Source organism: Tessaracoccus sp. MC1627 (genome assembly GCF_014164725.1).
Taxonomy (GTDB): domain Bacteria; phylum Actinomycetota; class Actinomycetes; order Propionibacteriales; family Propionibacteriaceae; genus Arachnia.
This window is the reverse complement of the sequence record NZ_JACJGA010000004.1, coordinates 267122-280088: the sequence shown is the minus strand read 5'-3', so window position 1 is coordinate 280088 and position 12967 is coordinate 267122. Positions and strand designations below refer to the sequence as shown.

The window sequence follows — 12967 nt, the reverse complement described above, 5'->3', positions numbered from 1 at the left end:
CCTAGGATTGCCCCATGAGGATCGACCTGCACACGCATTCCCGGGTCAGCGACGGGACGGACACCCCGACCAGCCTGGTGATGAAGGCCTTCGAGGCAGGGCTGGACGTCATTGCCCTCACCGATCACGACACCTTCGGTGGCGTCGGCGAGGCGCAGGAGGCGGGCAAGCGCATCGGGGTCAAGGTGCTGGGCGGGATCGAGATGTCCACCGAGCACGACGGCAGCTCGGTCCACCTGCTCGGTTACGGCTGTGACCCGTTTGACAGGGAGCTCAACGCAGAGCTCGCACGCATCCGGTTCGGGCGCACGCACAGACTTCCGGCCATGGTGGCCAAGCTCAATGAAGCCGGGCTCGCGATCACCCTCGATGACGTGATGACCGCGGCCAACGGAGCCCCCGTTCTGGGCCGTCCCCACGTAGCGGACGCACTCGTGGCGAAGGGCTACGTCGTTGACCGGGACGAGGCATTCGCGCTGTGGATCGGCGACGACAGGCCGGGCTACGTGCACCGATACGCGTGCCCACTGGAGCGCGCCATCGAGCTGGTGCACGCAGCCAGAGGTGTGGCCGTCATCGCCCATCCATGGGGTCGAGGGGGGCAGACCGTGCTGCCTGCGCCCTACCTGGAGTCCCTGGCCCGGGAGCTTGGCCTGGAGGGAATCGAGGTGGAGCATCCCGACCATGACGAGGAGACCCGCTCCCTGCTCTTCGAGATGGGCGCCCGGGTGGGACTGGTGCGCACCGGCTCGAGCGATTACCACGGTCTCGGGAAGAAGCGGAACCCGCTGGGAGCCAATCTCACCCGACCCTCCGCCTACCGCGATCTTCTGGCCCGCATCCGGCGACGGGGAGGCGTCGTCTAGGACGCTATTCTTGGGCCTCGCATCCCATCGCGTCCCGTTTAGGCAGGTAAGGCCCATGTCGCTCTCCCCCGATGACACGTTCGATCCCGAGGCGTCCCTGGCACGTTCGACTCAGCGCAGCGTCGAGATCGAGCAGAAGATCGCGCAGGATCCCAGCGGCTTCAGGATCCTGACGGGAGATCGCCCCACCGGAAACCTGCACATCGGGCACTACTTCGGCTCGCTTCAGAACCGGGTGCGCCTGGCTGCTCTCGGGGTGGAGACGTTCGTGGTGATCGCCGATTATCAGGTGATCACGGACCGCGACGGGGTGGGGCCGATCAGGGAGCGCGTGTACTCGCTGCTCGCGGATTACCTCGCCGTCGGTCTGGACCCGGAGCGGGTGACGATCTTCACCCACTCCCAGATCCCCGCCCTGAATCAGCTGATGCTTCCGTTCCTCTCCGTGGTCACCGATGCCGAGCTACGACGAAACCCCACGGTCAAAACCGAACTCGACGACACGGGGGACCGCCCCATGTCCGGGCTCATGCTCACCTATCCGGTGCACCAGGCCGCGGACATCCTCTTCTGCAAGGCGAACCTCGTGCCGGTGGGCAAGGACCAGCTGCCGCACCTGGAACAGGCCCGGGTGATCGCCCGTCGCTTCGACGAGCGGTACGGCCGTGTGGACGAGGCGAGTCCCGTCTTCCCCGCGCCCGAGGCGCTGCTGAGCAAGTCCGGGACCGTGCTCGGCCTGGACGGCACCAAGATGTCGAAGTCGAAGGGCAACACCATCGAGCTGGGCATGACAGCCGACGAGACGGCGAGGCTCCTCAAGCGGGCCGTGACGGATTCGGACCGTCACATCACCTACGATCCCGTTGCCCGCCCAGAGGTGTCCAACCTCGTCAACCTCGCTGCGCTCTGCCTGGACCGCGACCCCGTCGAGGTGGCCGACGAGATCGGCGACGGTGGCGGAGGCGGGCTGAAGAAGCTCGTCACCTCGGCCGTCAACGACTTCTTCGCACCCATCCGCGCGCGCCGGGCCGAGTTGGTCGGGAACCCCGGCTATCTGGAGGAGGTCCTGGCCTCCGGGAACCGCCGCGCCACCGACGTCGCCGAACAGACCCTCAGCGAGGTCCATCGGGCGATGCGGATGGTGTACTGAGCCTCACTCAGCAGCGGGCGTCTCGGCCGCGACCTCGACCCCACCGCGCGTGCGGCGACGGCGACGGCGGGGCTTGCGCTCAGCCTCGGCGTGCTTGTCCTGTGCCGGGTGGTCGCCGGCGGGCTCCGTCGAGCGCCGCGACCGGTGCTTGGGCCCCTCCGCGGGGGAGTGCCGGGCGTCGACTGCCTTCGCACGCGACGCCACGTGGCCCGGCATCCGCCCCTTGGTGCCTTCTGGGATGTCGAGGTCGGTGTAGAAGTGCGGCGACGACGAGTAGGTCTCCGCAGGCTCCGCCAGCTCGAGGTTGAGTGACTGGTTGATCAACTTCCAGCGGTGGAGGTCTGCCCAGTCCACGAACGTGACCGCGACACCGGAGTTCCCAGCGCGACCGGTGCGCCCGATGCGGTGGACGTAGGTGGCATCCGTGTCCGGGCACTCGTAGTTGATGACGTGGCTGACGCCCACGATGTCGATGCCGCGCGCCGCCACATCGGTGGCCACCAGTACAGAGATGGTGTTGGCGCGGAACTTCTTCAGGGACCGCTCGCGGGCCTCCTGGTTGAGGTCACCATGGATGGCTGCCGCGGCGAACCCGCGATCCACCAGCTCGTCCGTGAGCCGCTGCGCCGCGCGCTTCGTTCGGCAGAAGATCATGACCTTGGTGGTCTGGTTGCCCTGCAGCAGGCGCCCGACCATCTCGGGCTTGTCCAGGTCGTGGGCCTGGTAGACGTACTGGTCGATGTCCGGCACGGTCATCTTCGCGTCGTGACCCTCGGCGCGGATGTTGACCGGCCTGTTGAGCGTGGCACGGGCCAGGGTCAGGATGGGGGCGGGCATCGTGGCCGAGAACAGCATCGTCTGGCGGTCCTTGGGCGCCTTGCGCTGGAGGCGCTCGATGTCCGGGAGGAAGCCGAGGTCCAGCATCTCGTCGGCCTCGTCGAGGACCAGCACCTGCACGCGGCTGAGGTCCAGTGCGCCGCGGTCTGCGAGGTCGAGCAGGCGGCCGGGGGTGCCCACCGCGATGTCGATTCCCGACTCCAGCGCACCGAGCTGTTCGTCGTAGCCGGTGCCACCGTAGATGGTGAGGACCCGCATCTTCAGGTGCTTCCCGGCGATGTCGAGGTCTCGCCCGACCTGGAGGGCCAACTCTCGGGTGGGACACACCACAAGAGCGCGCGGCTTGCCGTGCGTGGGCTTCTCACCGCCGGACGTGGTGACCATACGGTGGAGAAGGCTGACGCCGAAAGCCAGCGTCTTTCCGGTTCCGGTGCGGGCCTGACCGATCAGGTCCGTGCCGCTGATGGCCAGGGGGATGGCCAACGTCTGGATGGCGAAGGGGTGGACGATCCCCACCTCGGCCAGAGCCGAGGTGATGGATTCGTGGATGCCGAGGTCGGCGAAGGTCTCGTCGACCGGAGTCTCGTTGTCGCTCAGGGCTCAAACCAATCTGGAAGAACTCACGGCACGGTTGGCGCACCGGAGGCGGAGCGTTGCTGCCCGCAGGCCCTCAGTCTAACGCAGGCCGGCTACACCGCGCCGAAGCCCACCCTGCCAGAGCTGGGGGAGCCCAGGTCGAGGTAGGCGATCCGCTGGCCCGGGATGAGCACGCGGCGCCCCTTGTCGTCGGTGAGCTCCAGCAGCGTGGAGTGCTCGACGGCCTCACGGAGCTGTGTGATCAGCTCATCCGGGGACGCGGTGGCGTCGATGGTGACCTCACGGGGGATGTCGGTGATGCCGATCTTGACTTCCATAGTGGCCACTCTAGCGAGAGCTGCCAAGCTCAGGGTTCCAGGCGCACGAGGATGACCGTCACATTGTCCTTGCCGCCCTGACTGTTGGCCCACAGCGCGAGTTCCTCAGCCAGGGACCCCGCCCCTTCGGCCCCCGTGCGCCCGGCCACCAGCCTTGCCATCGCCTCGGGTGAGCTGGCGTAGTTCCACAGCCCGTCGGTGCACAGAAGGAGCCATCCCCCGCAGGTGGGGCGCAGCGTCACCACCGAGGGGGTCACGTCGGAGGCCTGGCGCCCCAGCCACTTGGTGATGGCGTGGGCCTGGATGGACTGCTCCGCCTCCGCCCGGGTCATCCCGAGCAGGATCCGGGCCTGCGCCAGGGAGTCGTCCGTCGACAGCTGACTCGCCATGGCGTCGTCGCCCAGCCAGTAGGCACGGGAGTCCCCGACGTTGGCGACGGTGATCAGCCCATCCTCGACCGTGGCCGCGATCAGGGTGCACGCCGAGGGGTCGTCGTGCGCAGCGACCACCGCGCGGTTGGCCTCCTCGAACGCCTCGACGAAGGCGTCCGCCTCGCTGCTGCCCGCAGCACGCCGCCTGATCAGGACCTCTACCGCGGTCTCAGCGGCGACGAGGGAGGCCAGCTCGGAGCCCCGTGCTGTGCTCACACCATCGGCAACCGCCACCACCGCCGCGGGGCTGGGCTCGGAACGCACGGCCATGGACATGGCGTCCTGGTTGGTGTGGTGTCTGAGCCCCGTGTCGCTGCACCCGCCCACCCACAAGGCCGGCTCGCGTACATAGTGAGCTCTGGAGGAGGGGTTCGGCTCAGACTTCATGCGTCCTCCGTCCGGTGCGGGTGCTGGCTCCATCCTGTCAGAACTCGGGGGGCGGCAGGACCGGCGAGTCCGCAGTCGGGAGGGTGCCCACCCAGAGATCACCGTGGGCGGCGACCCGTTCGAGCATCTGCGCCGGAGTAACCCGGACCGGGGCGTCAGGGCTGAGTGCGGCGACCTCCTCCCAGGTAAGCGGAGTGGCGACCGACGGTGAGTCAAGCCCGCGCACCGAGTAGGCGGTGACGGTATTGCGAGCGGCCAGGTTCTGCCCGTAGTCGACGAAGATGAGATCCGCCCGTGCCTGTTTGCTCATGACGGCGACGAACTGCCGGGGATACCGCTGCGCGAGGTGCTGGGCCAGCGCCATCGCGAAGGCGTGGACGTGCGAGGCGGGGGTCGGCCGGATCGGAACGCTCAGCTGGAGCCCCTTGTTGCCGGAGCTCTTCGCGAAGGCCTCGAGGCCCATCTGCGCGAGCACCGTGGCGGCGAGGATCGCCCCCTTGGCCGAGTCGGCGGGGGTGATGCCCGGGCCTGGATCGAGATCGACGATGAGCGTCGTGGAGCGCGGCTCGTCCGGGCCGCTGAGCAGGATCCCATCGGGTGAACCGGTGGCGTCACGGACCCGCCACTGGGGTGTGTGGAGCTCGACGGCGGCCAGGTTGGCCAACCAGGCCAGGTCCGCGCGTCGGGAGGCCGTGACGTAGGTGACGGTGCCTGCAGAGGTGGCAACATCGACCGACGAGACCCAGGCGGGGGCCCCCGGCGGGACGTTTTTCTCGTAGAACGACTCGCCTGAGGTCCCGTTGGGGAACCGGACCCGGGTGAGTGCGCGATCGTGGAGGTGGGGGAGCATCGTGTCCGCGATCTCCACGTAGTAGGCGATCAGCTCACCCTTGGTGAACCCGGAAGGGAACAGCGGCTTGTCCAGGTTGCTCAACGCGAGTGGAAGCCCGTCGATCTCGGTTGCTATGCGCTCACTCATGGCCTCTGCCCTCCGCTCGAGGCCAAGCCTGCCACGAGGCGGTGTGGAAATGTCGGGGGTTGCTGGTTGCATTGGACCCATGCAGTTTCGGGTCCTTCCGCCACCTCCCGTCGAGGCGCACATCCTCAGCGGCGAGCAGTTGGCGGCCACGGAGCCAGTCCGCGGAGTCACAGTTGTGGTCGGGGGACCGGGTACCGGAAAGACCACGCTCCTGGCCGCTGCCGCGGCGCGGCGCGTCCGTGAGGGGGGCAGCCTTGAGCGGCTGATCGTGCTGTCGCACTCACGCTCGGCCGCGCAGCAGCTGCGCAGGGAGATCAGCCGACAGATCACCGCGGCTCAGGTGAACCCGCAGGTCACCACCATCCACGGCCTCGCGTTGGGCCTCCTGCGGCGCTACTGGCCCCACGAGGACGCCCCCTGGCGTCTCCTCCGTGCGCCGGAGCAGGAGCAGCGGATCCGCGAGCTGATCCCCGGCATGGGCCCGGACGCGTGGCCCGAGTCGGTCAGGGCGGCACTGGGCACCAGGGCCTTCGCCCGTCAGCTGCGCGAGGTCCTGGCCAGAGCCAGGCAGCTGTCTCTGGATCCTGAGCGCCTGGCCGGGCTCGCCGTCGCCGCGGGGGATGAGACGTTCGCCGCCGCGGCACGATTCATGGAGGACTACCTCACGGTGGGGGACTTCTCCGGCACGCTGGATTACACCGAACTCGTCTACCGCACCCGCCTGCTGCTCACCGAGCCGGGTGTCGCGTCGGGCGTCGGGGCGTCGTTCGACGCCCTCCTCATCGACGACGTCCAGGAGGCGGACCCCGCCCAGGTGGGCCTCCTGGCAGACCTTGCGGGGCTGGGTCTCCCCCTGCTGGCGGTGGGGGACCCCCGGCAACGGATCGGCGGCTACCGGGGCGCCAGCCCCACCGCACTGGCGGATATCGCGGAGCTTCCGGGTGCGCGGCTGCTGACGCTGGGGCAAGGCCATCGGGCCACCGCCCGGGTTGCCGGGGCGCTGGATGCGCTCAGCGTCCGGATCGGTCCTCGTCTCGCGCCCCCGTCGCCCACGCCGGTGGCGGGCGTGGGGGAGGCGCACGCCCGTGTCTTCGATGACGAGTCGGCGGAGCTGGCCCATGTCGCGGCGGAGTTGCGGCACTGCGTGGCGGTCGATGGGCTGGCCTGGTCGGACCTCGCCGTGGTGACCCGGGCGGGGCGCACGCAGCTGAGCGCCGTCGCCAGAGAGCTGCTGCGGCTCGGGGTACCGGTGGATGTCTCGGGAGACGAGATCGCGTTGTCCGAGCAGCCGGCCGTCTCCACCCTGCTGCTCGCGCTGACGGTCGCGGCGAGGACCTCGGGGCCCGAGGCGGATGAGGCCCGGCTGCTGGTCTCGTCTCCCCTGTGCGGCCTCGACGGGGTGGCGCAGCGTCGGCTGGGGCGCCAGCTCCTCGCGAGGCACCGCCAGCTCGGCCACTCCCAGGCCCTACTGGCGAAGAGCCTCGCTGACCCCTTGCTCCTCGAGGGACTCGAGTCCGCGGAGGCCGAAGCGCTGCGTGCCCTCGCCGCGCTGTTGGCGGAAGCGTCGGCGATGATGGCGGGCGGCGCGGAGGTGCAGGAGGCGCTCTGGCACCTGTGGGACGGCACCGGGTGGGCGGACCGGCTGCGCGAGCAGGCGCTGAGGGGCTCGCGCCGCGCCAATGCGGATCTCGACGCCATCGTGGAACTGTTCGACCTCGCCTCGAGGCAGGAGGACCTGCGTGGCGCCGCCGGCGCGCAGACGTTCCTGGGTGAGATCTCGGGCCAGGAGATTCCGGCGGATACCGGCCGTGAGCTGACCGCGGCGGGCAGGGGCGTGCGCGTCGTCACCGCGCACCGCACCCGGGGCCTGGGCTGGGAGCGGGTGTGGGTGGTCGGCGTGCAGGAGGGCCTCTGGCCGAGGCTGACCAGGGCCGGCCTCCTGCTCGATTCTGATCGGCTCGGCCCCGAGGAGCTGGCATCCCCCGGAGCGGTGCCGCAGCTCGGCAATGAGCGTCAGCTGTTCTACGTCGCGTGCAGCCGCGCCCGCTCAGCGCTGCATGTCAGCGGCGTCCAGGGTGTCGACGGCGAGGGCGGCCGGCCGTCAAGGTTCCTGGCCGAGCTGGGGGTCGAGGTGGAGCGCATCCACGGCAGGCCGGACCAGCTGCTCTCAGCTTCCGCCCTCGTAGGCGACCTTCGTCGTGCGGCGGTCGACGAATCGTCCTCGCCCGGCCTGCGCCGGGCCGCCGCCCTCAGACTGGCGGGCCTGGCGGCGGCAGCCACCCAGGACGGCAGCCGGGCCTTCCCGGGGGCTGATCCCGATCAGTGGTGGGGGACGGCCGGGCCTACGTCGTCGTCGGCCGAACACAGCGGCCCGGTGGTCATCACAGGATCATCCCTGGAGACCCTGCTGGAGTGTCCGCGCCGCTGGTTCCTCTCGCGGCGGGCCAAGGCTGAGGCTGGCCGCAAGTCCCGGGCCTCCGTGGGAGACGTGGTGCACCTGCTGGCCAAGCATGCCGCCACCGACAACCTCTCGGCTGACCAGATGCGCGCGAAACTGGATGAGGTGTGGCTGCGTATCCCCTTCGAGACGGAATGGTTGTCGGTCACTGAGCGTTCTGAGATCGATCAGGCCATCGAGAGGTTCTCGCGATACCACCACCACAATCCCAACACCCTCCTGGCGGTCGAGCGTCGGTTCAGGGTGCCGCTGACAGTTGCGGGCACGGAGGTTGTGCTGGACGGGACAGTGGACAGGTTGGAGAGGCAGCCGGACGGGCGGCTGCGGGTCGTCGACATGAAGACGGGACGGCGGGTGTTGAAGGAGGCGGACGTGGCGGATCACGCCCAGCTGGGCATCTACCAACTCGCGGCATCGCTAGGCGCCTTCGACGACCTGGCGCCCGGAGAGCGCTCAGTGGCTCCGCCCGCTCTGTTGTTCCTCCGCAGCGGTGATGCCCTGCCGACGCTGGTGGCGCAACCCTCCATCGACGAGGTACCGCGGCTGGCCGGCGTGGAGCCCGGGCCCGGACCCACCTGGGTCCACGATCGGATCGCGGAAGGCGTGGACATCATCCGGGAGGCCCGGTTTGACGCGGTGGAGTGCGACGCCTGCCGCTACTGTGCGTTCGCCGCGTCCTGCCCGGCCAAGGGGCCCAGGACGGGGGTTGCGCGGTGACCATCCATCCCCTCCGCAGGCGACCGTTCTCCTCCCCGGAGCAGCTGATCGACGCCCTGCAGATCCCCTTCTCCCAGGAGCAGCTCGACGCCATCACCGCACCCCTGGAGCCTGCGGTCATCATCGCCGGCGCGGGCAGCGGGAAGACCACCGTCATGGCCGCCCGCGTGGTCTGGTTGGTGGGCACCGGGCAGGTGCGCCCGGAAGAGGTTCTCGGATTGACGTTCACGCGTAAGGCGGCGGCAGAACTGGCCGCGCGGGTGTCCTCCGCCCTGGACCGGGCCGGGGTCCTGACGGGGATCGACGGCGAGGGCGCGGAACTGGTCATGACCTACGACTCGTTCGCAGCCAGGCTGGTGAGCGAGTTCGGGCTGCGGATCGGCATCGACAGGGACCCCGTCATGGTCACCGGGGCGAGTCGATTCCGGCTGGCCACCCGGGTGGTGGCCGACGCGCCCGGCCCCTTCCACAGCATCAGCCGGCTGAGCCACCACAGCATCCCGGAGCGCGTCCTGGCGCTCGACGCGGAGATGCAGTCGCACCTGGTCACTTCGGCGGACGTCGAAGAGGAGTGCGCCCGAGCCGAGCAGCGCTTCGCCGAGGCACCGCTGTACCGGGGCCGGACCATGCGTGACGTCGCCAGGGCCCTGGACGCGACCGCCGAGCGCCGCGAGCTGCTGAACCTCGTCGGCCAGTATCAGGCTATGAAGCAGAGCCTCGGCGTGGTCGAGTTCGCTGACCAGCTCCGCGAGGCGGTGCGGCTGGTCACCCAGGTGCCAGCCGTCGGCGAGGAGCTGCGCCGCCGCTTCCGGGTGGTTCTGCTGGACGAATACCAGGACACGTCCTCGGCTCAGGCGCGCCTCCTCCGCGAGCTGTTCACCGGACCGCCGTCCGGAGACGCCATGGGGTTCCCCGTCACGGCCGTCGGTGATCCCTACCAGGCCATCTACGGGTGGAGGGGGGCGGCGTCGGGCAACATCCTCGAGTTCCCGATTCAGTTCCGGCGCGGCGACGGTACCCCTGCATCGCGCCACACCCTCAGCATCAACCGTCGCAGCGGGCAGCAGATCCTCGATGTCGGCAATGCGCTGGCGCGGGGACTCGCCTCAGCCCCGGGCGAGGCTGGCGTCTCCCTCGTGGCCCCCCCAGACGCGCCCAGCGCCATGGTGGCAGCGGCCACCTTCGACACCTTCGCCGACGAGGTGGAATGGATCGCCGAGAGCGTGGTGGCTCGCCACGAGACCGGCACCAGCTGGCTGGATCAGGCCATCCTGGTGCGCCGCAACGCACTGCTGGCGCCGCTGTTCGAGGCGCTGCGGACGCGGGACGTTCCGGTCGAGATCGTGGGCCTCGGCGGGCTGCTGGCACTTCCGGAGGTGGCTCCCATCGTGTCCACGCTCCGGGTGATGGACGATGTGACGGCCAACCCCGCAGTCGTCTCACTGCTTGCGGGCCCGCGTTGGCAGCTGGGACTCGGGGATCTGGAGCTCCTCGGCGAACGGGCCAGGCAGGTGGCCAGCGTTCCGCGCGCGCCCAGCGGTCTCGACGACGCCCTCGCCAACGCGGTCACGCAGGCCGACCCCGGCGAGGTGCTCTGCCTGCTCGACGCCGTCTCGGACCCGGGGGAACTCCCCTTCAGCGCTGCCGCGCGGGACAGGCTGCGCAGGTTCGGCTTGGAGATCGAGGAACTGCGGCGGCACGCTTCAGAGCCTGTGGCGGAGTTGGTCACCCGGGTCATCTTCACCCTGGGATTGGAGGCCGAACTCCTCGCAGGCGGCTCCGAGACCAGCCAGGTGGCCCGGTTCGTCGCCGAGGTGGCGAGCTACACGGACGTCGACGGCGACGGGAGCCTGACCGGTCTCCTCGCCTACCTGGACGCGGAAGAAGACTTCGGGGAGGGGCTGCAGCAGTCCGTGCCCACCGAGGCTGACTCGGTCAAGCTGATGACCGTTCACCGCGCCAAGGGCCTCGAGTGGGACACCGTGTTCCTTCCAGGCCTCGTGGACAAGGTGTTCCCCTCCGAGTCCCGATCGGGAACCTGGCCCAGCCGCGCGGAGAGCCTCCCCGCCCCCCTTCGTGGCGACGCCTCGAGCATTCCGCAGCTGGGCCACTACACCAAGGACGGGCTGAGCGCCTACCGTGAGGCCACGAAAGCCGACCACCGACTGTCAGAGGACCGGCTGGCGTACGTGGCGGTCACCAGGGCCAAACGGCTGCTCGTCGCCTCCAGCCACGTCTGGACCCCAGGCAACGTGCGGCCCCGGAGCGAGTCGCCCTACTTCAGCGTAGTGCGGGAGGCAGCTGATGCTGCCCAGTGCTATCTCGACGTGGCCACGCGGGGAGCCGACACCAACCCCGTGCCAGCGACGCCGACCCGGGCGGCCTGGCCGGCCGCGCTCGACCCGGATGTCGTGGCCGCTCGACGGACGGCCTCGGACCTGGTGCGGGAGGCGGCAGGCATGGTGGGCGCGACGGAGTCGGAGCGCGCGGCTTGGACGTGGCTGTCCGGCACGCTGTCTGCCGAGGAGGAGGCCCGGGTGGCGGCGTGGGACGAGAGCGCCCGGCACCTGGCTGCTCTCGCCAACCGCAGAAACGACCGCGGCGTCGTCCTGCCGGAGGGGCTCTCAGCCACGGCCCTCATGGCGCTGCGCACAGATCCGTCCGCGTTCGCCGCCTCACTCCTGCGACGGATGCCCAGGCCCCCGTCGCAGGAGGCCCGGGTGGGAGACCGGTTCCACGCCTGGCTCCAGGATCGCTTCGAGCTGCCCGCCCCGTTGGAGGAGATGGAGGGGGGACCTACGGCGGAGCCGGGTGAGCTCACGCGGCTGGTGGCGGCGTTCGAGGCCGGCCGGTTCGCTCACCTCACACCGCTGGGGGTGGAGGTGCCGTTCGTGATGTCGCGGGGGTCCCACGTGCTCCGCGGCAGGATCGACGCCGTCTACGAGTGGGACCGCGACGGATACCAGTACCTGGTGGTGGACTGGAAGACCTCAACGCGTCGCGCGGATCCACTGCAGCTGGCGGTGTACCGGCAGGCCTGGGCGGAAGCACGCGGGCTGGACCCCGCACGGGTGGGCGCGGCGTTCTACCATGTCCTGGCAGACCAATTGCGCTTCGTCGAGGCCCCCGCATCACTCATCGATGCGGCGCTGAAGGCGGGAATGGAACCACGATGAACCACTGGAGCGTGCCGTCCGGCCTGGATCGGGCACCCGGCCTGCGCGTCGCGGGTGATATCGACGCATCGTGGCGGGCCGCCGTCGTCCTTGAGGTGGATGCCCAGGGAAACGTCGCCTCGCTGGGCGGCCGCCCGAAGCCGCTCGAGAGAGCGGGCGATCGCCGCCCCGAGGACATTCTGCTCGGCCTGTTCGACGGCAGGCCCTGGTTCGCCAGACCGGTGGCTTCCCTGCACGGCGAAACCCTGGGATGGAGGGACGTGGATCCTTCCGAGCACCACCCCCTGGGGGCAGCGGTAGCGCTGACCCGCTGGCATCTGCAGGCGCCCGTCTGCGAGCGATGCGCCGCCCCCACCGTGCCGGACCTCGCCGGCGCCAGGAGGATCTGTCCGGCGTGTGGCGCCCTGGCCTTCCCGCGGATCGATCCGTGCGTCATCGTCGCCATCACGGACCACGAGGATCGGCTCCTGCTGGCCCGCCAGAGCCAGTGGCAGGCCACCCGGGTCTCCATCGTGGCCGGATTCATCGAAGCGGGGGAGTCTGCCGAACAGGCGTGCCACCGTGAGGTCGCGGAGGAGGTGGGTGTTGTCCTCGAGACGCTGGAGTACGTCTCCAGCCAGCCATGGCCGATGCCACGCTCCCTCATGCTGGGGTTCACGGGGCGTGCGGTGGATTCCCGGATCAACGTCGACGGCGACGAGATCGCCGAAGGTGCTTACTACACCCGCGGAGACCTCGCCGCCGCCGTCGAGTCCGGTGCTGTCACGCTGCCAGGTAGGGCGTCTATCGCGCGCCACCTGATCGAGCGTTGGATCACTGCCGGCTGAGTCTGTCCGTCTCGTCCTGGATCCTGGCTGCCACCTCGGTGAGCTTCTCGCGGTGCTGTGTCGCGTGGTGCGAGCAGAACAGCAGTTCGCCGCCGTTGCGCAGGAACACGCGGAGATATGCCTGCGCACCGCATCGATCACAGCGATCGATAGCGGTGAGCGTCGGGTCGATGGCTACTTCAGTCATTGTGGGCTCCTCACCTCTGGTGCTTCTTGGTAATCAAA

The 12967-nt window shown here is 69.7% G+C and carries 10 protein-coding genes; 5 read left to right on the top strand and 5 right to left on the bottom strand.

Annotated elements, in window-relative coordinates; translation table 11 throughout:
- Positions 1-14 precede the first annotated feature (14 nt).
- Both H5399_RS09860 and trpS read left to right on the top strand, forming a co-directional pair.
- A complete protein-coding gene (locus H5399_RS09860; protein WP_182782868.1) occupies positions 15-866 on the top strand; it encodes a PHP domain-containing protein in 852 nt (283 codons plus the stop codon).
- A 55-nt stretch (positions 867-921) separates the two neighbouring features.
- Positions 922-2016, top strand: a complete 1095-nt coding sequence (gene trpS / locus H5399_RS09855) for a tryptophan--tRNA ligase (protein WP_182782867.1) — start codon at positions 922-924, stop codon at positions 2014-2016.
- Positions 2017-2019: 3 nt separating this feature from the next.
- Here the strand turns inward: trpS and H5399_RS09850 are convergent, their stop codons facing one another.
- The 4 genes from H5399_RS09850 to ligD form a co-directional block, all read right to left on the bottom strand.
- Entirely contained in the window at positions 2020-3450 is a 1431-nt protein-coding gene (locus tag H5399_RS09850; RefSeq protein ID WP_182783103.1) for a DEAD/DEAH box helicase, read from the bottom strand.
- A gap of 92 nt (positions 3451-3542) precedes the next feature.
- Entirely contained in the window at positions 3543-3767 is a 225-nt protein-coding gene (locus tag H5399_RS09845; RefSeq protein WP_182782866.1) for a DUF3107 domain-containing protein, read from the bottom strand.
- Positions 3768-3796: 29 nt separating this feature from the next.
- Positions 3797-4585: a PP2C family serine/threonine-protein phosphatase gene (locus H5399_RS09840; protein WP_182782865.1), complete on the bottom strand. Its 789-nt coding sequence runs from the start codon at positions 4583-4585 to the stop codon at positions 3797-3799.
- A 37-nt stretch (positions 4586-4622) separates the two neighbouring features.
- Entirely contained in the window at positions 4623-5564 is a 942-nt protein-coding gene (ligD, locus tag H5399_RS09835) for a non-homologous end-joining DNA ligase (protein ID WP_182782864.1), read from the bottom strand.
- Between the two features lie 79 nt (positions 5565-5643).
- Here ligD and H5399_RS09830 point away from each other — a divergent pair, with 79 nt between their 5' ends.
- The 3 genes from H5399_RS09830 to nudC are packed head-to-tail and all read left to right on the top strand — an operon-like array spanning position 5644 to position 12742.
- The gene (locus H5399_RS09830; protein WP_182782863.1) at positions 5644-8739 is read left to right on the top strand and encodes an ATP-dependent DNA helicase; all 3096 of its coding nucleotides are present in this window, start codon (positions 5644-5646) and stop codon (positions 8737-8739) included.
- The gene (locus H5399_RS09825; protein ID WP_182782862.1) at positions 8736-11915 is read left to right on the top strand and encodes an ATP-dependent DNA helicase; all 3180 of its coding nucleotides are present in this window, start codon (positions 8736-8738) and stop codon (positions 11913-11915) included. The genes H5399_RS09830 and H5399_RS09825 overlap by 4 nt, the downstream gene beginning before the upstream one ends.
- Entirely contained in the window at positions 11912-12742 is an 831-nt protein-coding gene (nudC, locus tag H5399_RS09820; protein WP_182782861.1) for an NAD(+) diphosphatase, read from the top strand. Before H5399_RS09825 ends, nudC begins: the two co-directional genes overlap by 4 nt.
- Here the strand turns inward: nudC and H5399_RS09815 are convergent.
- Positions 12729-12929, bottom strand: a complete 201-nt coding sequence (locus H5399_RS09815) for a hypothetical protein (RefSeq protein ID WP_182782860.1) — start codon at positions 12927-12929, stop codon at positions 12729-12731. The two genes, nudC and H5399_RS09815, sit on opposite strands and share 14 nt — an antisense overlap.
- Between the last annotated feature and the right edge of the window lie 38 nt (positions 12930-12967).